This window comes from Porphyrobacter sp. MBR-49, assembly GCF_053628655.1.
Genome location: NZ_JBRJGU010000005.1, coordinates 149,207 through 173,505 on the forward strand (window position 1 = coordinate 149,207; position 24,299 = coordinate 173,505).

Genomic DNA, 24,299 nt, shown 5'->3' on the forward strand with positions numbered 1-24,299 from the left:
TACGCTCCCGCTCAGGCGTTTTGACGCCCGCTTATCGCGCCGTGGCAATGCTTGTATTTGTTGCCACTGCCGCACGGACACTGTGCATTGCGGCTAATGTCGAGATTGGCGAAGGGATTGTCTGTATTCGCCCCGCCCGGCCCGGTCGCAGCGCGCGGGCTTCCGGCGAGCGATCCGAACAATTCAGGCCGAAGTTCCGAACCATCCCCGTCGCCCGAATTATCAAGCCCGGTCAAAGGATCAATATGGCCGGTGAGGAAGGCAGGCAGATCGGGCAGTGATTGCGGCTGCGGCTGTTCAACCCTGAGTTCGGCCCGGAACAGGATCCTGGTCACTTCCTCACGCAGCGTGTCGAGCATCGATTCAAACAGGCTGAACGCTTCCTGCTTGTATTCGTTGATGGGCTGTTTTTGCGCAATGCCGCGCATCCAGATCACCTGCCGCAGCGCATCGAGCGTAGCGAGGTGTTCCTTCCAGTGATGATCGAGCTGGCGCAGCAGCACGTCCTTTTCGACTATCCGCCAGACTGCCGGGTCTGCGGTCATCTTGGCCTCGGTCATTTCGTCGGTAAGAGTGCGCAGCCGTTCTTCCAGGATCTCAGGTTCGACCTGGTCTTCTGCCAGCCACTCATCGAATGGCGGTTGGAACCCGAAGATCTCCTCAACCTTGGTGCGCAATCCGGCAATGTCCCACTGTTCGGGATAGGAACCCGGCGGGCACGCGGTGCCAACAATCGTGTTGATGGTGTCGTGACGCATATCCACCACGACATCATCGACCGCCTCGGAATCCATGATCTCGGCGCGTTGTTCGTAAACAACCTTACGCTGATCATTCATCACGTCATCGTATTGCACGACCTGTTTGCGGGTGTCGTAATTGCGCGCTTCGACCTTCTTCTGCGCAGTCTCGATCGCCTTTGACAGCCACTTGGAACCGATCGCCTCACCATCGGCAAGGTTCGATTTCATCATCTTGGAAAACAGCGTGTCGGGGCCAAAGATGCGCAGCAGGTCATCTTCGAGGCAGAGGTAAAAGCGCGACAGGCCCGGATCGCCCTGACGGCCCGAACGACCGCGCAGCTGGTTATCGATGCGGCGCGATTCGTGGCGTTCGGTGCCAAGTACGAAGAGCCCGCCGGCCGCGATCACCTGCTGCTTTTCCTCAGCCACTTCGTCGCGGATGCGGGCGATGGCGGCATCGCGATCCGGCCCTTCGGGCAGGTCTGCCAGCTCATCCTGAATGCGGTATTCGACATTGCCGCCTAGCTGAATATCGGTACCGCGACCGGCCATGTTGGTGGCGATAGTCACCGCACCAAGCCTGCCTGCCTGCGCGACGATGCGCGCTTCCTGTTCGTGGAAGCGGGCGTTGAGCACCGCGTGCTTCACCCCCTCCTTGTCGAGGAACTGGCTGAGCAATTCGGACTTTTCAATCGAAACCGTGCCGACCAGCACAGGCTGACCGATCTCGTTCTTGTCCTTGATCGCCTTGGCAATCGCGCCAAATTTGTCGATTGTGCTCTTGTAGAATTCGTCTTCCTCATCGATCCGCGCGACGGGCAGGTTGGTCGGAATTTCGACCACCCCGACCTTGTAGATATCCCAGAATTCCGCCGCTTCGGTGGCGGCAGTGCCGGTCATGCCCGACAGTTTGGGGTACATGCGGAAATAGTTCTGGAACGTGATCGAGGCCATCGTCTGGTTTTCCGGCTCGATCCGCACGCCCTCCTTGGCCTCAACCGCCTGATGCAGACCGTTCGACCAGCGACGGCCATCCATCATGCGACCGGTGAATTCATCGATGATGACGATCTTGCCGTCCTTGATGATGTAATCAGTATCCCGCTTGCGCGCGAAATTGGCGACCAGCGCCTGATCAAGGTGATGGACGACCTGGGTGTTCTCGACATCATACAGATTGTCGGTGGCGAGCAGGCCCTTTTCGATCAGGAGCTTTTCGACTTCCTCCAACCCGTCTTCGGTCAACTGGACACGTTTGACCTTTTCATCGATGTCGAGCCATTCGACCGGGATTTCGCGCGCCACTTGGTCGAGCGCGACGTAAAGATCGGACTTGTCCTCGGTTGGGCCGGAGATGATCAACGGCGTGCGCGCTTCGTCGATCAGGATCGAATCGACTTCGTCGACGATGGCGAAATTGAACGGGCGCTGCGCCATCTGGCTGCGTTCATGCTTCATGTTGTCGCGCAGGTAATCGAAACCGAATTCGTTGTTGGTGCCGTAGGTGATATCGGCGCCGTAGGCGTCACGCTTGGTTTCTTCGGGCATTCCGGGGACAATCACCCCGACACTGAGGCCGAGCCAGTTGTAAAGCCGCCCCATCTCTGCCGCGTCGCGCCGGGCAAGGTAATCGTTCACCGTCACCACGTGTACGCCCTTGCCTTCGATCGCGTTGAGATACACCGCCAGCGTCGCCATCAGGGTCTTGCCTTCACCGGTGCGCATTTCCGCGATTTCACCGCGGTGGAGCACGATCCCGCCGATCAGCTGCACATCAAAATGCCGCATCCCGAACACTCGCACCGATGCCTCGCGCACAGTGGCAAATGCTTCGGGCAGAATGTCATCAAGCTTGGCGCCATCATCGATCAGCCCGCGCAGTTTGGCGGTCTGTCCCTGCAATTCAGCATCAGTCAGCGCCTGCATCTGCGGTTCCAGAGCATTGATCTGATTGACGATCTTGCCAAGCGATTTGACGTATCGGTCGTTGGTAGAACCGAACACGGATTTAACGATGGAATTGAACATGAAAAACAGACCTTTGATCGGGTGCGGCCCTGCAATGCGGGCCTGAATCGGGTTTGGGAGAGAGCGCGCTTGGCCACCGGGCGCAGCGCTAAAACTAAGACGAAGGGCGAACGTGGCCTATTCGTAGGCGCGTTCGATCCCCATCAGCACCGGCAGACGCAGCGCGTGGGGCGTGGCCGGACGGCTGGCGGGGGCTTCAACCTCACGGCTTTCCCGCAAGGTCGCAGGCGCGGGTTGCGCTGCAACGCTTTCGCCGCCCGATGCATCGTCGCCAGTGGTCGCAGCGATGCTGGAATCGCACGCCAGCGCCTCAGCCAGCGACGCCTGCGCCGGGCTACCAATCGCAGCCAGGCCGGTAAGCAGAGCCAGAAGGGCGAGGATATGACGGGTCATAGTGGCGACCAAATAGGGAATCCTGAGCGTTTCGTCCACCAGCTTTGCTGATTTACTGCATCGCAACTCACGCCTAGAGGCTCTCCCCCATGGAAATTGAACGCTCGCCGCTCGCCCGCCCCTTCCCCCAATTGCCTGCAATCGCGGGCGTGACGTTGCGCGTGGCGCGGGCGCGTTACAAGGAATGGAACCGCTGCGATCTGACCTTCGCGGAGTTGGCGGAAGGCACCAGCGTGGCAGGCGTCTTCACCAAAAGCGCCTGCGCCTCGTCAGAAGTGGAACTGGGACGCAAGGCGGTGAAGCTGGGCCGTGCGCGGGCACTGATCGTCAATGCAGGCAATTCCAATGCCTTCACCGGCTATCGCGGGCGCGAGGCGGTGGAGCAGATCCAGTCGCAGGTCAGCGCGGCGCTGAGCTGTGCGGCAGATGATGTATTCGTCTCCTCCACCGGCGTCATCGGCGTGCCCTTGCCGATCGACAAGGCGCGTGCCGGGATCGCTGCTGCTCTGGCGGCGCAGCCCTGCACCTGGGAAGATGCCGCAAACGCTATCGGCACCACAGACACCTTTGCGAAAGGCGCAAGCGCGAGCGCAATGGTGGGCAACACGCGGGTTGAACTCGCCGGGATCATCAAGGGTTCGGGCATGATCGCACCCGACATGGCGACCATGCTCGGCTATGTGTTCACCGATGCAGACATCGCTCCTGCCTTCCTGCAAGACGCGCTGGAACGCGCCAACGCGGCGACTTTTTCGTGCATCACGGTTGATGGCGATACTTCGACCAGCGATACCGTGCTGGTGTTCGCCACGGGCAAGGCTGGCAACGCGCGGATCGAAAGCTGGGACAGCCCGGGAGCGGATGCCTTTGCAGCTGCGCTGGCCGATGTGTGCCGCAATCTTGCGCAGTTGGTAGTGCGCGATGGCGAGGGTGCGCAAAAATTCGTCACGATCCGGGTGTCGGGCGCGGTGAGCGACGACAGCGCGCGGCGGATTGGCCTCACCATCGCCAATTCGCCGCTGGTCAAGACCGCCATCGCGGGCGAGGACGCCAACTGGGGCCGCGTGGTCATGGCGGTGGGCAAGGCTGGCGAACCGGCAGATCGTGACAGGCTTTCCATCGCATTCGGCGGCGTGTGGGCCGCGAGGAACGGTCTGCCGGTCGAAGATTATGACGAAGCCCCGGTTTCAGCGCATCTCAAAGGCGAAGAAATCGATATCGCCGTCGATATCGGCCTTGGCGAAGGCCGCGCGACGGTGTGGACCTGCGATCTCACCCACGGCTACATTGCCATCAACGCGGATTACCGTTCATGAAAGCGGGCCAATTGTCGGCCCTTGACGAAGAAATCCGCGATCTGATGCGCTTCGCTGCGCAACGATCGATGCTGCCACGCTTCCGCCAGCTGGCCGCGCACGAAGTCGAAATGAAGGGCAATGACGATCCTGTCACCATCGTCGACCGCGAAGTCGAAGCATTTCTGACCGAGGCGCTGACCAAACTTGCGCCCGGTGTCGCGGTGGTCGGCGAAGAAGCCGTCCATGCCGACGCGGCGGTGCTCAATCACTTGTCAGGCCAGTGCTGGATCATCGACCCGCTCGATGGCACCGCCAATTTTGCCGAGGGCAAGGAACCGTTCGGCATCATCATCGCGCTTGCCGATGCGGGACGGGCGGTGGCGGGGTGGATCTATGATCCGAACACCGACCGTTTCTGCCATGCGCGCCGCGGCGAAGGGGCGTTTGTGGATGGGGAGCGCATCGCGGCCCGCTCGACCGGGCGGGATCGGCCGGTCGCTGCGGTCAGCCGCATGTTCCTCACCCCGGAACAATCGGCCATGGTCGATGCGAAGATCGCCCCGCATTACACGCTGGTCGACATCCCGCGCTGCGCCGCCGAACAATATCCGCGCCTTGCGCTGGGCGAGAACGACGTCTCCAGCTTCAAACGCACGTTAGCATGGGATCATGCGGCCGGTGTGCTGTGGCTTAACGAATCTGGCGGCAAGGCCGCCCGGCACGATGGCAGCGATTACCGGGTGGACGAGGCGGACAAGCCCGGCCTGATCGGTGCATCCAGCCCGGCGATCTGGGACGAATTTATCGGCCGGATGGCGGGGTAAAGCGCGAATATCCGATCAAAGCTCGCTTTCAAGCCACGCTTTCAGCTGGCCCTTGGGTGCCGCGCCCAGTTTACGCGCGACCGCTTCGCCATTCTTGAACAGCACCATCAACGGGATTGACTGCACGCCAATCTGCGCGGCGACATCGGTGTTTTCGGTGATGTCGATCTTGGCGATCCGAACCTGACCGGCCAGTTCCTCACTGATTTCTTCCAGCGCCGGTGCAATCATCTTGCACGGGCCGCACCAGTCAGCCCAAAAATCGACCAACACGGGGGTGTCGCTGTCCAGCACATCGGCCTGAAAGCTGGCATCGGTAACGTTGACGGTAGCCATAACTGCATTCTCCTGTTTACCGGGCAGCATAGAAGCGCGCGGGCTTATAATGCAATCTAGTGCGCGCGGCTTTTCACTCAATAGCCAGCGGCAAATAGCTTTGCTGCGCGGCGTCCAACCCTGACTTGTGCGGTGCCAGCCGTTCCGGTGCGAGGTCGAACAGCGCAGGCGCATGAGTATAAAGCACGCCCGCTCGCACTTCGCGCCCCGGATAGATTGCCTCCAACGCGGCGACATAGGCGGCCATCTGCCGCAACGTCGCCAGCGGAATCGCATCGGCGCTGGCGGGCGGGCGGCGGGTGGTCTTGAAATCCACCACGGTGATCCGCGTATCCTCGATCAGCAGTCGATCCGCCGTGCCTGCCACCACCACCCCGCCCACCGTCGCGGCCAGCGGCACCTCAGCCAGCGCACGCGGTGAAAACAGCGCGGCAAAATCAGGGTGGGCGAGCACGGCCGTCGCAGAGCCAAGCATTTCCGCACGTTCCGCATCGGGCAGATCGCCTGCCTGCCGTTCCAGCCAGCGGTGCGCGGTCAGCGCCCGTTCGGCCTCGGGCACATCGGGCAGACGTTCGAGCAGACGATGGATCAGGCTCCCGCGACGGGCCGCAATCCGCGCGACATCGGGCGGCAGCGGCGGTTCGCCGCCCTTTTCCTCACCCGCGCTTGATGGAGCAAGCGGGCGCGGTGGGCGCGGCTCGGGGCCGATCGGCGTTGTCATCCATGGCGGAAGCTCAGGCGGCGTTGCCGCGTCCGATTGCGCATTGTCGCCGGGCATCAACGGTTCAGCGTGATGACCCCACTCCTTACGCCATCGCCACACCGGATCAGCGAGTTCCTCGCCGTCGAACAAGGGCGCAAGCCGCGCATACCAGCTGTCATCATGCGGGACGCGGTTCCTTGCTTCGTTCTTGTTGAGCGATCCGCCGATGAACAGCGCTTCTTCGGCGCGGGTCATGGCGACATAAAGCAGCCGCCAATGCTCCTGCATCGCCGCCGTCTTGGCCGCTTCCTCAGCCGCGCTGACCCGCCCCTTGCGTTCCTCCTTGTTCAGCGGAGGCAATAGCACCGCGCGCACCCGTTCAGGATCGTTCGCTAATCCAAAGGCATCATCATCCAGTGCCAGATCGCCTGGCTTGCCCGGTTCGCCCGTGGCGTCGGCAAGGATGACGATCGGCGCCTGCAAACCCTTCGAACCATGCACCGTCATCACCCGCACCTGCCCGGTGGCGCTGTCCGAATCGCGTTTCAGATCACCGGTTCCGGCATCGAACCACTGCAAGAACCCGGCAAGGCTCGGCCAATGCTCCGCTTCAAATGCGAAGGCTGCGTTGACCAGCTCATCAAGCGGGTCGTTCGCCTCGCTCCCCAAGCGTTCAACCAGCCGCGCACGGCCTTGCCACGGGCCGGTCAGCAGCCAGGTTATCAGCGCCTGCGGGGTCTGGTAATCGGCGCGGCGCAGGAGTTCGCGCAATCGTTCAGCCGCGTCCCGCACCAACGGCGGCGCATCCGCGCGGCGCAAATGATCCCACAGCCGCACCTTGTCCGACCGGGGAACGTGGGCGAGGATATCATCCTGCGTCCACCCCGCCAGCGGCGAGGCGAGCAGGTTGGCGAGGCTCAGATCATCGAGGGGTTGCGACGCAAAGCGCAGGGCCGCCAGCACATCCTTAACCGCCAGCGGCGCGCCCAATCGCAGCCGGTCAACCCCGGCCACCGGCACGCCGCGCGCGTGCAGCTTAGCCACAATCTGCGCAGCGAGCGCTTTTCGTTGGCGCACCAGCACCATGATGTCGCCCGCCTGCGCATGGCGGCGCGAGCCTTTTTCCAGCACGAACGGATCGGTCAGGTTCACCCAGCGCTGCACCTGCTGCGCGATGCGATCGGCGAGCAAGGTATCATGCGCCGGCAGCCAGTCGCCGCCATCGTCACCTTCATCATCGCCGTCGCCCTCACCCTCGCCCGCGTGGGGAAAAACGGGCGGCCACAGCGTGACAAGTCCGGGGCGCTCGGCACCTTCATGCGGCGCAGGTTCGCGATCAAGCCCGAAGGCGGGAAAGCCCAAAAGCGCAATCGTGCGATTGACGAAATCGAGCACCACATTGGCTGTGCGGAACGATTGGCCGAGGTCGAGATCCTGCCAGCCCGGCTCGCGCCGATTGATGCGGCTGGCGCGGATGCCGTCACGCGCCTGCATGATGCGCGCCTCAACCTTTTGTTTGGCGCGGGCGAAGTTTTCCGGACTGGTGCCCTGAAACCCGAAAATCGCCTGCTTGTAATCGCCCACGGAGAAGATGGTGCGCAATTTATCCCCGCGCGCGCCTTCGCCGCTGAAGAAATCATCGATCAGCGCGAACACGATGTCCCACTGGCTCTGGTTGGTATCCTGCGCCTCGTCGATCAGGATGTGGTCGAAATGCCGGTCAAGCTTGTAGCGGATCCAGTCTGCCGCCGCAGAATTGCCGAGCAGGTCGGCGGCCTTACGGATCAGGTCGGAAAAATCGAGCAGCCCTTCGCGGGCCTTGCGCGCTTCCCACCTCAGCGCAAACGCCCGCCCGATTTCGAGCGCGGCGGTGACGATTTCGGCGGTGGCGAGCAGCGCACGGCGAATTTCGACTTCCTCAATCGCGACGGCAATCGTCTCCTGATTGTCGATGAAATCAGGGTCAGTCTCCCGCGGCTTCTTGAGGGTTAGGCTCGGCATGCCATCCGCCCTGAGCAGCGTTCCACGGAACCCCGCAGCGGCAGAAATCCGCGCGGGCCAGTCCAGTTCCAGCCATTCCCGCATGAAGCTAAGGCACTTGGCCGCCGTCGCCGTGCCCCACGCTTCAAGCGGGGGGATCATCGCCAGCAGATGATCATCGGGGAAAATATCAGGGTGCAGCGGCTCGTTCGCCCAATCTGCGCCCGCATCGGCTGGCATCCCCAAGGTCTGCCGCACCCGCGCATCCATCGGGGATTGCCACGCGCCCTGCCCTGCCCACAGCTCATGTGCATCGGCGGCGCGCATCAGCCATTTCTGTAACGCGCCCGGTTCCTTGCGGGTGGTGAACAGGGTGGTCGCATCCAGCAACCGGGCATCGCCCGCGCGCTCAGCCCCCTCAATCAGATCGGTGAGAACATCGCGCGCCAACAGGTCGCGGCTGCGATCGTCCATCACCCGCGTGCCGGGGGCAAGGCCCGCCTCATCGGGGAAATTGCCAATCAGAAACTGCGCAAAGGCGTGGATCGTATCAATCCTGAGGCCGCCACCGGGGCAATCGAGCACGCTGGCAAACAGGCTGCGCGCGCGTTCCAGGGTGGCCGGGTCGATATCCGCGCCAAGATGGCCAAGTTCCCGCGCCAGCGTCGCCTCGGGCAATCGCACCCAGCGTGCCAGCACCGCGTTGATGCGGTTGGCCATTTCCGCCGCGCCCGCCTTGGTAAAGGTCAGGCACAGGATCTGCGACGGTGCAACATCTTCGCGCAGCAGCAGGCGCAGCACGCGCGCGGACAATACCTGCGTCTTGCCCGTCCCGGCCGATGCCGACAGCCAGACGTTGTCAGCAGGGTTCGCCGCGAGCCGTTGATTGCCCGCCAGCGGGAATACCAACCCGCCGCCGCTCATGCTGCATCATCCTGATCGGTGAGGCCCACGATCCATTCTTCCAGCCGCATTAGCTGATCATATTCATTATAGCCTTTGTAATCAGGGTTCTCGCGCGCGGTAAACGGTGCGCTGCCCTTGATATATTCGCGAATGGCGTGGCCCAGTCGCTCGGCATGGAAGGGCAGGTATTCGCCGGGTTCAAGCCCGGTTCTTGCGTTCCCTTCTTTCATCGGGGTTTGCTGATAACCGAATCCATCGCCCTTTTGCGGCTTCCCCAGCGACCAATATTCAAACCGCGTCGGCGTGCCGGTCACCACCGTGCCATGGCGTTCAAACCGGCCATGCTGCGCGATCAAGCCAAGGATGCCGAGTTGCAGCGCATAGCCCGCCGTCACCTGTGCCTTGCTTGGCGGCGCGCCGGTTTTGTAATCGACGATGGCCAGTGTCCCATCGGCGAGCTGATCAATGCGGTCAGCACGGCCCTTCACCTTCACGTCATCGAAGGTCATCTCGCCCGAAAATTCGCTGGCCAGCACCTTCCGGCCCTCGGCCGCGGCAGCATCCAGCCATGCCTCGAAACGTTCGAGCGCCGCGATCAGGCGCGGCTGCCACAGCGCCCGGAACAACGGGTGCACCTGTTCGGCGGCGAACTGCGCGGCGGCAAATGGCGCAATCGCCTGCGCCGGGTCAACCACGCGGGCGTGATGCCATTTTTCCAGAATATCATGCACCAACGTCCCGCGCAGCGCCGGATCGCTGAACGGATCAGCGGCGAGCGGCTGCAACTGCCTGAGATTGAGGATCGCCTGCGCATAGAACTGATAGGGATCGCCCAGCAGCCGGTCGAGCGCAGTCACCTTGATCGGCACATCGCGCAAGGCGGGCGCAGGATCGGGCGCAGGGCGCGGATAGGCCGTGCTTCTCGCACGTTCACGGTCGAGATGCGGCAACAGCGCCGGGATTGCGGTTTCGCGGTGTTCGCGCGCCAGATCATCGCCCAGCAACGCCTCTACCCTTAGCAGGAAGCGCGACGGCAGCGTCGGCCCCTCGGCATCGCGCAAGGCCCGGCTTAGCACCACCTGCGGCGCGCCCATTGCCCCGGCCAGATCATGCGCGGACAGCCCAATCCTGAACTCTGCCCCCGGCACGCCGAGCGCGCGCAGGATCGCAGGTGCGAGCAAGGGATCAGCGGCGGGCGGCTGCGGCCAGCTGCCTTCATTCAGCCCTGCGCAGATGACCATATCAGCCCGCGCCATGCGCGCTTCAAGCAAGCCGTAAATCGCCACACGCGGGTGCCCGCCATAACCGGGGCGCACCGCGACTTCATCCATTGCATCGCGCAGGATGCCCGCGATATCGGCGCTTTCGATCACGGTACCGAGCGCTTCGGCGTGGCCGCGCAATTCCTCGATCATGGCGCCAAGCGCACGCCCATCTTCGCGCTCCCATGCCGATGGCCCGGCAAAGGCTTCGCACGCGGCGGCGAGGATTCCGAGCGCGTCGGCCAGCCCAATTTGCTCCGGCCAATCGGAAAGCGGTGCGATCAACCCCGCAGCCTCGGCCCACCACGCAACGACGCCCGCCTTGTCCGCCGCCTTGCGCAGCGGCTCTATCCCCGGCGCAGGGGACGGCCCGCGCAATTGCCGGTCAAAGGCGCGCAGGCCGGTCAGCCACGCCTGCCGCGCTTCGCCGTCACTGCCGCGCACCAAGGGATGCCCGAAAGCCGCAACCAGATTGCCGGGATCGGCCCCATGCGCGGCGATTTCCACCAGCAAGCCCAGCAACCGGCCCGCCGGGGTCAGCGCCAAGGACTGACCGGCGCTATCATCGGCGGCAATATTCCAGCGCGCCAGATGCTGCACCACCCGCCGGGCAAGACCGCGATCAGCGGTGACGATCGCGATCCGCTGTTCGGGTTGTTCAAGCGCTTCGCGCACCATCAGCGCAATCGCCTGCGCTTCGATTTCGATCGTCGCGCTGGTCAGCACGCGAACGCCTGCCAAGCGCCGCTGATCGGGCTTTAACGCCGCCCACGAACGGCTCGCTCGCGGGGGCAGAAACAAGGACGAGATCGCCCGGCTGCGGGCTGGCTCTGCCGCAGCAATCCCGCGCCGGTGCCATTGCTGCACCTCTGCGCGGTTCACCCCCATGCGGTTGAGCAGCAGCTTGAGATGATATTGCGGGTGCGACAGCACATCATCCGTGCCGAACACCGCCCCGCCGGGCGCGTCGGCTGCACCTGCACGGCCCAATTCCTCCCACGCGGCATCATCCATCGCCAGATCGAGATCGGGCAGCACCACCGCGCCCAACGGCAGTTCGGCCACCACGCGCAGCAGCCGTGCCAGCGCCGGGGAAGCACTGGTGACACCGGCTGCAAGGATGGGGTGCGGCGGCGGCGCAACTTTCCAGCGAAGCGCGGCGCGATCAAACAGCAGGTTGCGCCGGGTGGCGGCATCGACCTCACCGCGCGAATCCAGCTCCGCCTGCCAGCGGGTGTTGACCCGCGCGAACAGGCGGACGGCGCGTTTCCAATGATCAGCCACACCCGCCACACTGTCGAGCACCGGTTCGCTCAGCAGATCATCAGCGCGCTTTTCCTCGACCAGCAACCGATCCATCGCCCGCGCCATTTCGCGCGCCAGATTGAGCCGTGCGCGGCCCGGCAGCGGTTCCATGCCCTCGCTGGCGCGCTCCTCGGCAATCAGGCGATCCAGCGCGAGCCAGCGGCGCACAGGATCGCAGGCAGGCGGGATGTCCGCCGCACCCAGCGGATCGAGCGCCGCGCCCAGTTTTTCGTCAAGGTCAAGATCACCCACCGCAATCATGCGCGGCATCAACAGTCCGCCTTCACCCGTTTCCCCGGCATGGCGGATGAAGGCTTCGGACAGGGTGCGCGCGGCGCGACTGCTCGGCACCAGCACAGTAAGGCGGGCCAGCCCGAAACCCGGTTCGCGGTAGCGCGGCACCAGCCCTGCCACCAGCGCATCGGCAAAGCCGCGATGCGCGGCGCTGGAATAGACCAGCGGCCCTGTGCGGCGCGCCTCAGCCACCCTGCAACGCCGCTTCAGTCGGACGGATCGCTTGCGGAGTGCCGACTTCGAACCACAACCCGGTGAAAGACAGGCCGTAAAGCCGCCCTTCTTTGATCGCGCGTTCCCACAATTGCATTGTCCCGAATGGACCAGTCGGCGCATCGCGCATCAAGCGGTGCGAAACCAGTTGGATACCAGTATAGATAAACGGCGCGATCCGGCCATCAAGGCGGCGCGACAGCCTACCCAGCGGATCCATGTGGAAATCGCCCGGCCCGCTAAAATTCGCCGCGCGCGCGTGGGGAACCACCAGCAGCAGCGCGTCCATCGCGTCCGGATCCCAGCGCGACGACAGATCGTGAAACGCGCTTTTCGGACCGTCGAGCCAGATATTGTCAGCGTTCAGCGCAAAGAACGGGTCGGGCAGACGCGGCAGCGCCTTCGCCATCCCGCCGCCGGTTTCGAGCAACAGCGCGCGCTCATCCGAGACACTCACCTGCGGCGCGCGACAAGCAAGCACATGTGCCTCCAGCGCATCGGCGAGGTAATGCACATTCACCACCGCGCGCGCGACCCCGGCCTCGGCCAGCCGATCGAGCGCGTGGTCAATCAACGCCTTGCCCGCAACCCGCACCAGCGGTTTGGGCTGCGACGCGGTGAGCGGGCGCATCCGCTTGCCCAGCCCTGCGGCAAGGATCATTGCAGTATCAGAAGCGAGCGGCCCTGCGGTCATGCGGCGAATGCCCCATTGGCAGCGCGCAATGCGGGCGGGATATTGGCATCGAACCAGCGCGCCACCGGTGCCAGCGCAGGGTGCGCCAGATCACGCTCCATCGCTGCCCAGACGCGCGGGATCATGGTGAGGTATTTGGGCTTGCCATCGCGCCGATCAAGCCGGGTAAAAATGCCGACAATCTTGGCATTGCGCTGCGCACCGAGCCGCGCGTAGTCGGCAAGGAAATCATCATCGCTAATTCCGGCACCAGCGCAATAATGCGCGAGCATCGCACCCTCCAACACCTCTGGCACATCGCGCCGCGCGTCCTGCAACAGAGAGACAAGGTCATAGGCCGGGTGGCCGACCAGTGCGTCCTGAAAATCAATCAACCCCTGCGGCGCGCCCGCTTGCCCGCCCAGCAGCATGATATTTTCGGCATGGTAATCGCGCAGCACGGTAACGCCGGGATGCTGGCGTTCCAGCAAAGGGGTGAGCGCTTCCTCCCACGCCGCAGCATAGCCGGCCCCATCCACATCCAACCCCTGCGCCGGGCAATACCATTCGGTCAGCAACGCCGCCTCGCGGGCATAGGTCGCCATGTCGTAGGCCGGAAATGGCCCCGCTGGCAGGCGGTGGAGCGCCACCAGCGCATCGACGGCTGCAGCATAGGCCGCCGCCTCATCCGCCGGGTTGAGATCGAGCCAATCGCGCATCCGGTCGTTGCCGAAATCCTCGGTCAGCACCCAGCCTTTGGCCGCGTCTTCAGCAAGGATCGCTGGCGCGCGCATCCCGTTTTCATTGAGCCAATGCGCGACATGCAGGAACGGCGCGGGGTCTTCATGCGGCGGGGGCGCGTGCATCAGCATCGCCGATTCGCCGCCTCGAACGAGCCGAAAGTAGCGACGGAACGATGCATCGCCGGGTAGCGGCGCAATATCGGCCCCGCCCCAACCTGCGTCGGCGACAAATTCGGCAAGACCGGAAGGAAGCACGCTCATGGCATCCGCCCTACCCAATCCGAGCCGCCGCGGGCAATCGCAATGCGCCCATCTTCGCCGCTTTCCCCCACCAATTCCAGCGTGATCGAAAGACAGCCTGCCTCACGGTCAAACCCGCCCGCATGATCGGGCCATTCGGCCAGCAGCGCCGCGCCTTCGCGGTAATCATCCAGCCCGATTTCATCGAGCTCACTGGGATGTTCGAGCCGGTAAAAATCGGCATGGACGACAGGTAGGCGCAGCGGCGGCGCATCATAGGTTTCGATGATCGTGAAGGTCGGCGACGGCACCTCGCCCGCATGGCCCAGCGCCGCCAGAATTGCACGCGCGAGCGTGGTCTTGCCTGCCCCCAACCCGCCGGTCAGCGCCACCACATCGCCCGCGCGCAGCCGTGCCGCAATCGCCGCACCGTAATGCGCCATCGCCGCCAGATCAGGCAGGGTCGTGCGCGTCTCGTTCACGGCAGGCGGATCGTCGCGGTGGTGCCTGCGCCCTTGCGGCTGGCGATATCGAGGGTGCCATCATGCGCTTCGATCAACTGCCGCGCGAGCGGAATGCCCAGCCCCGTGCGGCGTTCGGGCGCGCCGTCCTTGCCCGGCCGCACCCCGCCCTGCGCCAGCGCGAGTTCGCGTGACGACATGCCCCGACCGTTGTCGGCGATACTGATTTCGACACCCCAATCCGATCCATCGGGTGCCTTGTTCAGTTCGATCACGATCCGGCCACCTTCGGGCGTGCCAGTGATGGCGTTGTCCAGGAGATTGCCGACCGCCCGGCCCAACTGGCGCGGGTCGGCATCGACCACCCGGCCCCGACGGCCTTTGAGATCAAGGCTCAGGCCCGCAGCGATGATCACCTGTTCGCGTTCGCGCACCAGCGTTGTGAGGAAATCGAGCAGATCGACCCGTTCCTTGCTGATCGGCAGCAGCCCCGCTTCGCTCTGCGACAGGTCGAGCACATTTTCGACCTGCTCGGTAAGACGCGCGACTGCGCTCAGGATGGCATCGACATATTCACCCGCCTGCTCCGGCCCTTCAGCCACGCCGCTTTTCAGCAGTTCGGCATAGCCGCCAATCGTGGTCAGAGGGGTGCGGAATTCGTAGGACATATTGGCGAGGAACCGCGCCTTGACCGCGTCGGCCTCTTCCAGCGCTTCGGCGCGTTCGCGCAGAGCCTGCTCGGCCTTTTGCGAGGCGGTGATGTCGAGCACCGTCAGAAGCCCATTGCCATCGGGCAGCGGAATCCCGGCAAAGCGCAAGCTGCGCCCATCGGCAAGATCAACCTGCCCACCTTTTTCGCGCCGGTCCAATGTCGCCGCGCGCACCGCCGCACCGATCAGCGCCACCTCGTCCGGGCGCACCAGATTGCGTCCAATCGCGCTTAGCAATTCATCCGCGCTGGGGTGCTGATCGAGCAGTTCCGGCGTCAGACCCCAAGTTCCCGCAAAGCTTCGGTTCCACAATTGCACCGACCCATCGGGCGAGAAAATCACCAGCGCTTCGAACAGGCTATCAAGCGTCGCGGTGCGGGTTCGCAGCAGAGTATCGCGCCCAGCGGACAGCGCCAGGCTTTCAGTGCGATCTTCGGTAATCAGCACCAGCCCGCCGTCGGGCATGGGTTGCGCGACCACCCGCAGATGCGTGCCGCCGGGTAGCGGCCAGGCTTCCTCCTGCGTCCCTCGCGCGCCGAACCATGCTGCGCGTTCACGCCGCCATTCGGGAAAATCGCGCACTTCGGGCGTGCTCCCGCGTTCGCGCGCATCGGAAAGGAAGCGGTCAAACGCAGTGCGCTCAGCAATTGCCTCGTCCGTCAGCGCGAACAACCGCCGGAAAGGGCGGTTTGCAAATATCAGACGCTCTTCCGGGTCGAACTGCGCGACGCCGACTGATAGCTGATCCAGCATCACCCGCTGGGCATCGCGAAACGCCCGGAATTCGCGCGCGACTTGCTGTTGCTCCTCAATGTCGATGGCGTAGCCTGCCACGCCTTCCTGCCCCAATGGCAGATCGCTGACACGCAAGGTGCGGCGCGCGCCATGGATCGTGGCGGCGACGATCCGTTCGGATTTATCCTGATTTTGGAGCGCATTGCGCGCGATGTCGGCAGGCGATCGCGCATCATCGGGTTCAAGCAGTTCGATCTGGCTGTCCACGACTTCCGCAGCGCTGCCCGCGCCCACTGCATCGACATAGGCCTGATTGACGAGCTGCAAGGTCAGATCGCTGCCCCTGAACCACATCGGCATTGGCGCCGCTTCGATCAGGCCTACCAATGCGGCAAAATCCCCGGTCGCCCGTGCCGCAGCGGCGCGCAGGCGGGCCAGTTCGCCGTGGCTTTCGGTAAAGTCGAACACCCACACCAGCGCCGCCCCGCCCGGCGAAACCTGCGGATCAGCGAGCGTGCCATGCAGCGCAAGGCTGCGCTGCGAACCGGGCAGGTTGATTGCCATGCGAAACGGAGCAGCGCTTTTCTGCGTCGCCTGCACCCGCGCCCATAATTGGTCCACCTGTTCGCGGGATAGCCCGCCGCCCTTGCTCGTCCCGCCGTCGGGCGCAAGTTCGCTGAGGTATTTCGGCATCGCGGCAAGGCCCAGCAGCCGAGCCAGTTTGTCGGGCGCTTCAATCCGCCCGTCGACTCGCACCAGCAGAGGCAGCGCGGGCGCGACATCGAGCAGTGCCTGCATCCGCTTGAGGCTGGTCTTGAGCGCCCTTGCGCGCTTCATGCCCCGATTGGCGCGGATGATGACCACCGCAGCGCCCACCGCCCAAGCGGCGAGCACCAGCGCAATAAGCACAAGCGAGACGGGCGAGATGTCCATTGCCCCTTCGCTATGCGCGCCCGCGCGTCAGTGCAACGGGGATGACCCCATCCGCCCCCAACCCCGTGAGAAAACAGGGTGGGACGGACGGTTTCTTGCGATCAATAGCGGTAATGATCAGGCTTGAACGGGCCAGCCTGCGGCACACCGATATAATCGGCCTGTTTGTTGCTGAGCTGGCTGAGCTTCACGCCCAGCTTGTCCAGATGCAGCGCTGCCACCTTTTCATCGAGGTGTTTGGGCAGGACATAAACGTCGTTGTCGTATTCATCCGCCTTGGTGAACAGCTCGATCTGCGCCAGCGTCTGGTTGGTGAAGCTCGCGCTCATCACGAAACTCGGGTGGCCGGTGGCGCAGCCGAGGTTTACCAGACGGCCCTTGGCAAGGATAATGATCGACTTGCCATCGGGGAAGGTGACGAGATCGGTGCCTTCCTTGACTTCACGCCAATCGTAATTCGACAGCGCGCTAATCTGAATCTCGCTGTCAAAGTGGCCGATGTTGCAGACGATCGCCATCGGCTTCATCGCCTCCATGTGTTCAGCGGTGATCACGTCTTCATTGCCTGTGGCGGTCACGAAGATGTCGGCGTGCTTGACCGCGTCTTCCATCCTGACAACCTCGAACCCGTCCATCGCTGCCTGCAATGCGCAAATCGGGTCGATTTCGGTCACCAGCACACGCGCCCCGCCATTACGCAGCGAAGCCGCCGAACCCTTGCCGACGTCGCCATAGCCCGCGACGCAGGCGACCTTGCCAGCCAGCATCACGTCAGTCGCGCGGCGGATCGCGTCGACCAGCGATTCCTTGCAGCCATAGAGATTGTCGAACTTCGACTTGGTAACGCTGTCATTGACGTTGATCGCCGGGAACGGCAGCTTGCCCTGCTTGGCAATCTGATACAGCCGCATCACCCCGGTGGTGGTTTCTTCCGACACGCCCTTGATAGCCTTCACCGCCTTGGTGAGATAGCCGGGCTTGGCCGCGACAAACGCCTTTAATGCGCGCTGAAATTCGATTTCTTCGGCATTGGCAGGAGCAGGCAGTTCCTCGCCCGCTTCAATCCGCGCGCCCCACAACACGAACATGGTCGCATCGCCGCCATCATCGAGGATCAGATTGCAGGTAAGATCAGGATCGGCCTCGGTCGACCAATCGAAGATCCGGCCGACATAATCCCAATATTCGCCCAGCGTCTCACCCTTGATCGCAAACACGGGAATCCCGCTCTCGGCAATCGCGGCGGCGGCGTGATCCTGCGTGGAATAGATATTGCAGGTCGCCCAGCGCACTTCGGCACCCAGCGCCACCAGCGTTTCGATCAGCACCGCGGTCTGGATCGTCATGTGCAGCGAACCGGTAATGCGCGCGCCCTTGAGCGGCTGCGCCGCGCCATATTCTTCGCGCAAGGCCATCAGGCCGGGCATTTCGGTTTCGGCAATGCGGATTTCATCGCGGCCAAAACGGGCCAGAGTGATATCCCTGATGACATGTTCCTGCGTCGGGGCGGTAGTGGTGGGGGCGGTTGCCATGATATATCTCCTGTGTCGGCCCACACGGAATTAGCGCGGGCGCTGACCAATGCCGTGCCCCTAGCGACGCGGGCGACGTGAGGCAAATATAAACTTATCTTTATATGTCTATTTGTTGCCCCTGCCGCAGCGATCACTATACAACGGCGCAAGGTTCCCCCGCACAAAGGATGCACACGACATGACGATTTCTGTTGGCGACAAACTCCCCGAAGTCACCTTGGTAAAGGCTACTGCCGAAGGCCCGCAGGCGGTCAAATCGAGCGAATATTTCGCAGGCAAGCGGGTTGCGCTGTTCTCCGTCCCCGGCGCCTTCACCCCGACCTGTTCGGCCAAGCATCTGCCCGGTTTCGTCGACAAGGCCGCCGATCTCAAAGCCAAGGGCGTGGACGAAATCGTTGGCACCGCCGTCAATGATGCCTTTGTCATGGGGGCCTGGAACAAGGCCGCTGGCAGCGACGACATCACCATGCTCGCTGATGGCAATGCCGAATTTGTCGAGGCGATTGGCCTGACGATGGATGGGTCGGGCTTTGGCCTGGGCAAGCGCGGCCAGCGTTTTTCGATGGTCGTCAATGATGGTGTTGTCGAACAGCTCAACATCGAAGAACCGGGCGATTTCAAAGTGTCGAGCGCCGAGCATATGCTCGGCCAACTCTGACCGGCTGCATTTCGGACATAATAAAGGGCACCTTTTGACAGGTGCCCTTTATTGAATTCAGGCAAATCTACCGATCAATAGCCCATCAGGCTCATCACTTCCTTGCGGCTGCGTTGATCTTCCAGAAAACAGCCGAGCACCCGGCTGGTAATCATGCCGACGCCGGGCGTCCTCACCCCGCGTCCGGTCATGCAGCCGTGCTGTGCCTCGATCACCACGGCCACGCCATGCGGTTCAAGATTGTCCCAGATGCACTTGGCGACTTCCGCCGTCAGCCGCTCCTGAATCTGGAGCCGCTGGGCATAGCCGTGCAGCACCCGCGCCAGTTTTGAAATGCCCACGACCTTCTTGTTCGGCAGATAGGCAATCGCCGCCTTGCCTGTAATCGGGGCCAAGTGGTGTTCGCAATGCGACTGGAACGGGATGTCTTTCAGCAGCACAATCTCGTCATACCCGCCAACTTCCTCGAAAATCCGCGAAAGGTGGATCGCCGGATCCTGCTTGTAGCCTTCGCAATATTCCAACCACGCGCGCCCGACTCGCTTAGGCGTATCGCGCAACCCTTCGCGGTCTGGGTCATCGCCCGCCCATGCGATCAGTGTGCGAATAGCATCCTGCACGTGATCGGGCACGTCGGGCTTGCCCAGCGGATTGTCCCCATCGAAATCATCATCGCGATACTGGGCAGAGCTATAATCCATCTTCTGGCGTCTTTCTTCACTCATCGGCTCTGTCGTAGCCCCCTTGTCTGTCGATCCCAAGTGTCCGTTCAGGCCGAGATACGCAAGCCGTTGCGCGCGCGGATGCTGATTGCGCAAAAACATTGTTCCCAATTCGCCATGTAGGAGCGATCATTGCCAATTCATCCCCCGGATTTGGACAGGAGGCACCCATTGCGCGATCACAGCATTGCCGAATTTGAAGCCGCCGCCCGCGCCGTGCTGGCGCGACTGCCAGCGATGTTTCGCGATCAGGTGGCGGATATCGTGTTGCGGGTTGATGACTTTGCCACGGCTGAACAGCTGGCGCTGGTGGGAATTGCCGATCGCTGGGAACTGACCGGACTGTACGAAGGGGTCGCCCTGCCCGATCGTTCGCAATGGGATCACGAGACGATGCCGCCGGTCATCACTTTGTTCCGAAAGCCATTACTGGAGGAAATGGCCCAGACCGGGGTCGCGTTCGAGGCGCTTGTCCGACACGTCGTGATCCACGAAGCCGGACACCATTTCGGCCTGTCTGACGCCGATATGCACGCGCTTGAGCAAAGTGCCGGACGGTGATTCGGCCAAACAGCGCCGAGCCATAAATCAATCAGGCCATGAACCAATAAAGCCCGCCCCTCGGCTGAGGAGCGGGCTTTATTGGTGCACCCGGAGCGATTCGAACGCCCGGCCCCCAGATTCGTAGTCTGGTGCTCTATCCAGCTGAGCTACGGGTGCGCCTTGGAGGGCGGCTCATAAGGGGGTCTCAACCGCTTGGCAAGGGGCCTTGGCCGCCGCTCAGCGATTTTGAAAAAGCTGCTGAGCCAGCATGACATCCAGCGGCGGCTTGGCCAGCGCGAGCGCCTGTTGCGGGGTGAACCAACCGACCTCGCCGCCTTCCAGCGACTCAGGAACCCCGTCCCAACCACCCACTGTGTAAAGCAGAATGACAATCGCGTTTGCCGACTGAGCGATACTGGTCTCGGCAAATCCCGCTGGCGCACATGTTGCCGAATCGCACCGGATTCCGAGCTCCTCGCTTAGTTCGCGAATCAGGGATTCTATCGGCATTTCATCGGGTTCAACCTTGCCGCCGGGGAACTCCCACAGGCCGGCATGGTGTTTGCCGGGCGGGCGTTTGTGCATCAACCAGCGGCCATCGCCCCCCATCAGTGCCCCAGCAACCACCGCAGTCCAGCGCTGCATCATGTCGGTTTTTTTTCCATCTCGGTGGCTCTCATCAACTATTTCTTAACCCGCCTAGGCGATTTTCATCCTCATCAGGACGCAAACAATAGGTGTTACCCCCATGATCCCGACATTGATGAAAGACATTGTCGAAGACCAGCAAGGGGCGACGGCTATCGAATATGGCCTGATCGCGGCTCTCATCGTCATTGCCATGATTGCATCACTTTCGAGCGTTGCAGGTTCAACAATCGAAATGTGGAATGAAGTTGAAGCCAAAAGCAGCGAGGCCATGAGTAATTAATTACCTGCCGCATTCGCGTTAGGAATTTCTCAATAGGTGTCGATTAGCACAATATCTGCCCGCCTTGAAACAGGGGGGTTAGGGTACCGAAGACTGAACCAGGAGACTAGACATGACCTTTTTCAAGAATCTCGTCCGTGACGAACAGGGCGCCACCGCCATCGAATACGGCCTTATCGCCGCTCTGATCGCTGTTGCCGCCATCACCGCGATGACTGCACTGGGCGAAAGCCTCGAAGACACCTTCACCAACGTTTCGGGTACGCTCGATTCTGCCAACACGCCGACCCCGTAAGCTTCGGCACGGTGAAAATGAAAGACGGCGGGGAGCAATCCCCGCCGTTTTTCTTTGTCCGCAAGAAGTGTGCGCCAATCTGGCAGGCAAGCACGCTCGGCATCGTCTGACGCAGCACGAACCGTCCCCAGATCAACCGCGAGAAGCCCAGCACCATGGAGAACAGCCAGACCACCTGCACACGATCCGGCGCATCAACAAAACGCACCCGGAACTGCGCAAAGTCGACCTGAGCCTGCTGGCCCGGCGGAGTCTCGAACCGCACGGCATAGGGCTTGCCGCCCCCGGCCGGACGCATCGAGCGCACCGTGTCGCGCACCGTGCTGTATCCGCCCGTATAGCCTCGGTCGCCAAGCTCACGAGCTAAGCGCTGGGCGCTGAGCCCGGGATAGGCCTCCAGTCGCGCCCGCAGATAATCAATATGTGGATCCAGCAGGCGCTCCCGCGGCTGCCGCGGGCCATAGGTCGGCACCTCGACCCCGCGTGCAATATATTTGCGGACCGTCTTGCGGTCGACGCCCAATTGCCGGGCTATCACGGCGACCTTCACGCCTTGGCGATGCAAATCCAGGATCATCATCAATTCTCCAAGCTTCTTCATCGCAGCATCGCCTCCCAACAGGAGGACTATGCCCGATGTTTCCAATTTGACCCTGTCCGGGGCGCGCCCCGGACAGGGTCAAACAAACGAAGTGGGGAATTTTCAAATGTCACTTCTGGGGCATTTTAATCTGCCAGCGACAGGAGAAAGATCAAGGTTGATTTAGTCATGTACGCCAGCCTGCGAGGCCCATCTCGAGCTCGGTTTATAGTGGATGCAATCGACCGCGAGCTCGCTGGCCCGCTTCGCAATGGGCTAGGGCGTTTCGAAAGCCTGTTGAACGCAGTTGGTATCACCATAGAAATTGATGATAATATCCGGCGCGATATCTTCGAGCTCCAACAGATTAGAAACTGCCTGTCTCATAGGTTTGGAGTGGTTGATTCACGACTGGCCAAAGCTTGCCCATGGCTAAAGAAGCGCGTGGGCGAACGGTTAGAAATCTCAAGGGATGATTTCGTCCGATACGTGAATGCAAGTGGGGGTTTACTACTTGCCTTGCTCTACTCAGTAGCCAATCTAATGGGCCTTGACTTAAAGGGTGACGTTGAGAGACTGACTTCGAAGGCGCATGGTGATGATCCCAATATCCCCACAAAAGAAAGAAGGGCATCAGGGAAGCGCTTAGCTGCTGAAGAGTAGGTTGGCTCAGGCCCCCAGCCTCTCCAGTACCCTCTTGACCCCCGAAGGATGCCAGCTGCCGCCCCTCGGGGCTTCCACGTGCCTCTCATTGAGCCGCTGGGCGATCTCCCTCAGACTGGTGGCACCTGCAGCCCTCACGGCTTCGATCTCCACGGCAAGCTCACGGGCAGCAGCGAGGAACGGGAGCTGAGCTTGCGCCGCTTTGCGGTCCCCTTCCCCCGTGCTGCGGTTGAACTCGCCCTTGAGAAAAGAGGCGACGTCAGTCAGCCAACGCTTCCGCACCTGCCACTTAGCGGATCCGGCTCTACGGGACAGTTTGAACATCTCTTCCATGCCTTCCGTGTAGCACTTTTGCGTAGCAGTCGGAAGGAATAAACCGTTGTTTTTCAGTCTTTTCAACGCTCTATAAGCGTGTGGTGGCAGGGCTTGAATCGAACCAGTCCAATAACGCTATGATATCAATATTGTTATTTAGATCAGATCAAAGCCTCCCCCACACTCTCCCCCACATTTTCGTTAATCTAACGGCAATTCGGTTCAGCATTTTGCTCGAAAAGCTTAACGAATAGGGTGCCTGCAGAATACCAAAGTCCTTGGCTCAGCTCTGGGCGCTGAGTGCTGCCCGCCCTAGGTCGGTAATAAACCAATATGCACCATCGTCGATGTCTAACGGATCGGCAGCCTCACCATCGCGGTTCCGACAGCCTACAAACCCTCTCGTCTGCAAGTCACGAAGCACATCAGTTAAGCCGTCATGCCACCATGCGCTCGATGCCCACATTACGTTTTCGGTTAACTGGCTGAGACAATCGCGTTCATTTTCGTCGAGCATTTGGGGTACCTGTAGATGTGCGTGGCTAGAGTTTTGTCACTTCTCGACCAAATCGTCGGATCTGCCGGTGTAAATCGCAGGGTCTGGAAGCGCGCTTGTTGATGTGCCGAGGTGGCTGCGTACGTCAGGGAACACCTCGATAACATAACGTGCCAAGCGATGCCGCGGACTGAGGCCAAGTGCATGAAGTGCGACATGGTATGCCGCCATCCACTCTGCCGCCGAGGTAGGCCCCGCCATTTCTTTGTCGTTGAGAAAGTTGACCAGCACCAGCCGCGCGTCAACACCTTGATCACGAAGCCAGTGAAGGTGTGCTAGACGGTTGGCGAGCTGATAGAAGACAACATGCCAGTCTGCACGCTCGCGCTTGGCGCGCAGGGCCTCCGCAGTCTCGTACAGGCGGCGTTTTATGAGATTCAGCGAGGCTTCACTCGCACCTGAGCCAGGCGAGCACATTTCCGCAATATGCGCCTTGGCTTCGACAAGGAGCACGGTCCCGCTGGATGTCACGCCAAGGGCATCCCACTGCGGACCTCCAGACGGCCAGAAGGCAGCAAGTTGGGGCCGCAAATGGCCAAGACCAAGCCGTTCAACGAAGGTGCCGTCGCGATACTCGGCATAGTCATCGGCGAGGAGCGGCGATCGCCAATCGATCGTCTGGTCTTTGCCCACCGCATTGAGGATTGGCTCATTAAGCGATGGCCATGCTTCGTTCACGGCTCGCTGGATCCATTTAAGGCTCCCACGCTCACCTGGAGGC

Annotated in this window: 22 protein-coding genes, 1 tRNA gene and 1 pseudogene; 7 read left to right on the forward strand and 17 right to left on the reverse strand. The window is 62.1% G+C overall.

Features of this window, described 5'->3' with window-relative positions:
- Positions 1-11: 11 nt before the first annotated feature.
- Entirely contained in the window at positions 12-2,771 is a 2,760-nt protein-coding gene (gene secA / locus ACSSV3_RS08655; protein ID WP_354324301.1) for a preprotein translocase subunit SecA, read from the reverse strand.
- A gap of 117 nt (positions 2,772-2,888) precedes the next feature.
- On the reverse strand, positions 2,889-3,164 hold the full coding sequence (locus ACSSV3_RS08660) for a hypothetical protein (protein WP_354324300.1): 276 nt from the start codon (positions 3,162-3,164) through the stop codon (positions 2,889-2,891).
- Positions 3,165-3,253: 89 nt separating this feature from the next.
- Between ACSSV3_RS08660 and argJ the strand changes: the two genes are divergently transcribed.
- Complete coding sequence (gene argJ, locus ACSSV3_RS08665; protein ID WP_354324299.1) at positions 3,254-4,480, forward strand: bifunctional glutamate N-acetyltransferase/amino-acid acetyltransferase ArgJ; 1,227 nt, start codon at positions 3,254-3,256, stop codon at positions 4,478-4,480.
- Positions 4,477-5,286 (forward strand): inositol monophosphatase family protein, encoded by an 810-nt coding sequence (locus ACSSV3_RS08670; protein ID WP_354324298.1) that lies wholly within the window; start codon positions 4,477-4,479, stop codon positions 5,284-5,286. The genes argJ and ACSSV3_RS08670 overlap by 4 nt, the downstream gene beginning before the upstream one ends.
- Positions 5,287-5,301: 15 nt before the next feature.
- Here the strand turns inward: ACSSV3_RS08670 and trxA are convergent, their stop codons facing one another.
- The 8 genes from trxA to ahcY form a co-directional block, all read right to left on the reverse strand.
- Positions 5,302-5,622, reverse strand: coding sequence for a thioredoxin (trxA, locus tag ACSSV3_RS08675; protein WP_354324297.1), 321 nt, complete (start codon positions 5,620-5,622; stop codon positions 5,302-5,304).
- A gap of 73 nt (positions 5,623-5,695) precedes the next feature.
- Positions 5,696-9,229, reverse strand: coding sequence for a double-strand break repair helicase AddA (addA, locus tag ACSSV3_RS08680; RefSeq protein WP_354324295.1), 3,534 nt, complete (start codon positions 9,227-9,229; stop codon positions 5,696-5,698).
- Positions 9,226-12,264, reverse strand: coding sequence for a double-strand break repair protein AddB (gene addB / locus ACSSV3_RS08685; protein ID WP_354324294.1), 3,039 nt, complete (start codon positions 12,262-12,264; stop codon positions 9,226-9,228). Before addB ends, addA begins: the two co-directional genes overlap by 4 nt.
- The gene (locus tag ACSSV3_RS08690) at positions 12,257-12,979 is read right to left on the reverse strand and encodes a nucleotidyltransferase family protein (protein WP_354324292.1); all 723 of its coding nucleotides are present in this window, start codon (positions 12,977-12,979) and stop codon (positions 12,257-12,259) included. The genes addB and ACSSV3_RS08690 overlap by 8 nt, the downstream gene beginning before the upstream one ends.
- Positions 12,976-13,962, reverse strand: coding sequence for an aminoglycoside phosphotransferase family protein (locus tag ACSSV3_RS08695; protein WP_354324290.1), 987 nt, complete (start codon positions 13,960-13,962; stop codon positions 12,976-12,978). The genes ACSSV3_RS08690 and ACSSV3_RS08695 overlap by 4 nt, the downstream gene beginning before the upstream one ends.
- Positions 13,959-14,423 (reverse strand): tRNA (adenosine(37)-N6)-threonylcarbamoyltransferase complex ATPase subunit type 1 TsaE, encoded by a 465-nt coding sequence (tsaE, locus tag ACSSV3_RS08700; RefSeq protein ID WP_354324288.1) that lies wholly within the window; start codon positions 14,421-14,423, stop codon positions 13,959-13,961. Before tsaE ends, ACSSV3_RS08695 begins: the two co-directional genes overlap by 4 nt.
- Positions 14,420-16,780 carry a PAS domain-containing sensor histidine kinase gene (locus ACSSV3_RS08705; RefSeq protein WP_354324286.1) on the reverse strand — a complete coding sequence of 787 codons (2,361 nt, stop codon included), beginning with the start codon at positions 16,778-16,780 and terminating at the stop codon, positions 14,420-14,422. Before ACSSV3_RS08705 ends, tsaE begins: the two co-directional genes overlap by 4 nt.
- Positions 16,781-16,881: 101 nt before the next feature.
- Positions 16,882-18,312: an adenosylhomocysteinase gene (gene ahcY, locus ACSSV3_RS08710; protein WP_354324285.1), complete on the reverse strand. Its 1,431-nt coding sequence runs from the start codon at positions 18,310-18,312 to the stop codon at positions 16,882-16,884.
- A gap of 181 nt (positions 18,313-18,493) precedes the next feature.
- Between ahcY and ACSSV3_RS08715 the strand changes: the two genes are divergently transcribed.
- On the forward strand, positions 18,494-18,973 hold the full coding sequence (locus ACSSV3_RS08715; RefSeq protein ID WP_354324283.1) for a peroxiredoxin: 480 nt from the start codon (positions 18,494-18,496) through the stop codon (positions 18,971-18,973).
- 74 nt (positions 18,974-19,047) lie between these two features.
- Here ACSSV3_RS08715 and folE read toward each other — a convergent pair whose 3' ends face one another.
- A complete protein-coding gene (gene folE, locus ACSSV3_RS08720; protein WP_354324515.1) occupies positions 19,048-19,674 on the reverse strand; it encodes a GTP cyclohydrolase I FolE in 627 nt (208 codons plus the stop codon).
- A 192-nt stretch (positions 19,675-19,866) separates the two neighbouring features.
- On the opposite strand from folE, the gene ACSSV3_RS08725 reads away from it, so the two are divergent.
- The gene (locus tag ACSSV3_RS08725; protein WP_354324281.1) at positions 19,867-20,256 is read left to right on the forward strand and encodes a metallopeptidase family protein; all 390 of its coding nucleotides are present in this window, start codon (positions 19,867-19,869) and stop codon (positions 20,254-20,256) included.
- A gap of 82 nt (positions 20,257-20,338) precedes the next feature.
- Here ACSSV3_RS08725 and ACSSV3_RS08730 read toward each other — a convergent pair.
- Positions 20,339-20,415 (reverse strand) — tRNA-Arg (locus tag ACSSV3_RS08730).
- Positions 20,416-20,475: 60 nt separating this feature from the next.
- Positions 20,476-20,886, reverse strand: a complete 411-nt coding sequence (locus tag ACSSV3_RS08735; protein ID WP_354324280.1) for a (deoxy)nucleoside triphosphate pyrophosphohydrolase — start codon at positions 20,884-20,886, stop codon at positions 20,476-20,478.
- A 100-nt stretch (positions 20,887-20,986) separates the two neighbouring features.
- On the opposite strand from ACSSV3_RS08735, the gene ACSSV3_RS08740 reads away from it, so the two are divergent.
- Together ACSSV3_RS08740 and ACSSV3_RS08745 are read left to right on the forward strand one after the other, a co-directional pair.
- Positions 20,987-21,169 carry a Flp family type IVb pilin gene (locus ACSSV3_RS08740; RefSeq protein WP_354324278.1) on the forward strand — a complete coding sequence of 61 codons (183 nt, stop codon included), beginning with the start codon at positions 20,987-20,989 and terminating at the stop codon, positions 21,167-21,169.
- Positions 21,170-21,281: 112 nt separating this feature from the next.
- Positions 21,282-21,464 carry a Flp family type IVb pilin gene (locus ACSSV3_RS08745; RefSeq protein WP_354324277.1) on the forward strand — a complete coding sequence of 61 codons (183 nt, stop codon included), beginning with the start codon at positions 21,282-21,284 and terminating at the stop codon, positions 21,462-21,464.
- A gap of 70 nt (positions 21,465-21,534) precedes the next feature.
- Here ACSSV3_RS08745 and ACSSV3_RS08750 read toward each other — a convergent pair.
- Positions 21,535-22,065, reverse strand: a pseudogene (locus ACSSV3_RS08750) (helix-turn-helix domain-containing protein); the annotation flags it as partial.
- A 210-nt stretch (positions 22,066-22,275) separates the two neighbouring features.
- On the opposite strand from ACSSV3_RS08750, the gene ACSSV3_RS08755 reads away from it, so the two are divergent.
- Entirely contained in the window at positions 22,276-22,707 is a 432-nt protein-coding gene (locus ACSSV3_RS08755) for a hypothetical protein (protein WP_354324276.1), read from the forward strand.
- A 6-nt stretch (positions 22,708-22,713) separates the two neighbouring features.
- Here ACSSV3_RS08755 and ACSSV3_RS08760 read toward each other — a convergent pair whose 3' ends face one another.
- From ACSSV3_RS08760 to ACSSV3_RS08770, 3 genes are all read right to left on the reverse strand, one after another.
- Positions 22,714-23,040: a recombinase-like helix-turn-helix domain-containing protein gene (locus ACSSV3_RS08760; RefSeq protein WP_354324274.1), complete on the reverse strand. Its 327-nt coding sequence runs from the start codon at positions 23,038-23,040 to the stop codon at positions 22,714-22,716.
- Positions 23,041-23,305: 265 nt separating this feature from the next.
- Entirely contained in the window at positions 23,306-23,539 is a 234-nt protein-coding gene (locus ACSSV3_RS08765; RefSeq protein WP_454184790.1) for a hypothetical protein, read from the reverse strand.
- A gap of 36 nt (positions 23,540-23,575) precedes the next feature.
- The gene (locus tag ACSSV3_RS08770; RefSeq protein ID WP_354324273.1) at positions 23,576-24,256 is read right to left on the reverse strand and encodes a hypothetical protein; all 681 of its coding nucleotides are present in this window, start codon (positions 24,254-24,256) and stop codon (positions 23,576-23,578) included.
- Positions 24,257-24,299 lie beyond the last annotated feature (43 nt).

Excerpts from the sequence above, each read along its gene's own strand:
- secA (WP_354324301.1), bottom strand. The coding sequence starts at position 2,771 with ATGTTCAATTCCATCGTTAAATCCGTGTTCGGTTCTACCAACGACCGA.
- ACSSV3_RS08660 (WP_354324300.1), bottom strand. The coding sequence starts at position 3,164 with ATGACCCGTCATATCCTCGCCCTTCTGGCTCTGCTTACCGGCCTGGCT.
- argJ (WP_354324299.1), top strand. The coding sequence starts at position 3,254 with ATGGAAATTGAACGCTCGCCGCTCGCCCGCCCCTTCCCCCAATTGCCT.
- ACSSV3_RS08670 (WP_354324298.1), top strand. The coding sequence starts at position 4,477 with ATGAAAGCGGGCCAATTGTCGGCCCTTGACGAAGAAATCCGCGATCTG.
- trxA (WP_354324297.1), bottom strand. The coding sequence starts at position 5,622 with ATGGCTACCGTCAACGTTACCGATGCCAGCTTTCAGGCCGATGTGCTG.
- addA (WP_354324295.1), bottom strand. The coding sequence starts at position 9,229 with ATGAGCGGCGGCGGGTTGGTATTCCCGCTGGCGGGCAATCAACGGCTC.
- ACSSV3_RS08690 (WP_354324292.1), bottom strand. The coding sequence starts at position 12,979 with ATGACCGCAGGGCCGCTCGCTTCTGATACTGCAATGATCCTTGCCGCA.
- ACSSV3_RS08695 (WP_354324290.1), bottom strand. The coding sequence starts at position 13,962 with ATGAGCGTGCTTCCTTCCGGTCTTGCCGAATTTGTCGCCGACGCAGGT.
- ACSSV3_RS08705 (WP_354324286.1), bottom strand. The coding sequence starts at position 16,780 with ATGGACATCTCGCCCGTCTCGCTTGTGCTTATTGCGCTGGTGCTCGCC.
- ahcY (WP_354324285.1), bottom strand. The coding sequence starts at position 18,312 with ATGGCAACCGCCCCCACCACTACCGCCCCGACGCAGGAACATGTCATC.
- ACSSV3_RS08715 (WP_354324283.1), top strand. The coding sequence starts at position 18,494 with ATGACGATTTCTGTTGGCGACAAACTCCCCGAAGTCACCTTGGTAAAG.
- folE (WP_354324515.1), bottom strand. The coding sequence starts at position 19,674 with ATGGATTATAGCTCTGCCCAGTATCGCGATGATGATTTCGATGGGGAC.
- ACSSV3_RS08735 (WP_354324280.1), bottom strand. The coding sequence starts at position 20,886 with ATGATGCAGCGCTGGACTGCGGTGGTTGCTGGGGCACTGATGGGGGGC.
- ACSSV3_RS08740 (WP_354324278.1), top strand. The coding sequence starts at position 20,987 with ATGATCCCGACATTGATGAAAGACATTGTCGAAGACCAGCAAGGGGCG.
- ACSSV3_RS08745 (WP_354324277.1), top strand. The coding sequence starts at position 21,282 with ATGACCTTTTTCAAGAATCTCGTCCGTGACGAACAGGGCGCCACCGCC.
- ACSSV3_RS08760 (WP_354324274.1), bottom strand. The coding sequence starts at position 23,040 with ATGGAAGAGATGTTCAAACTGTCCCGTAGAGCCGGATCCGCTAAGTGG.
- ACSSV3_RS08765 (WP_454184790.1), bottom strand. The coding sequence starts at position 23,539 with ATGCTCGACGAAAATGAACGCGATTGTCTCAGCCAGTTAACCGAAAAC.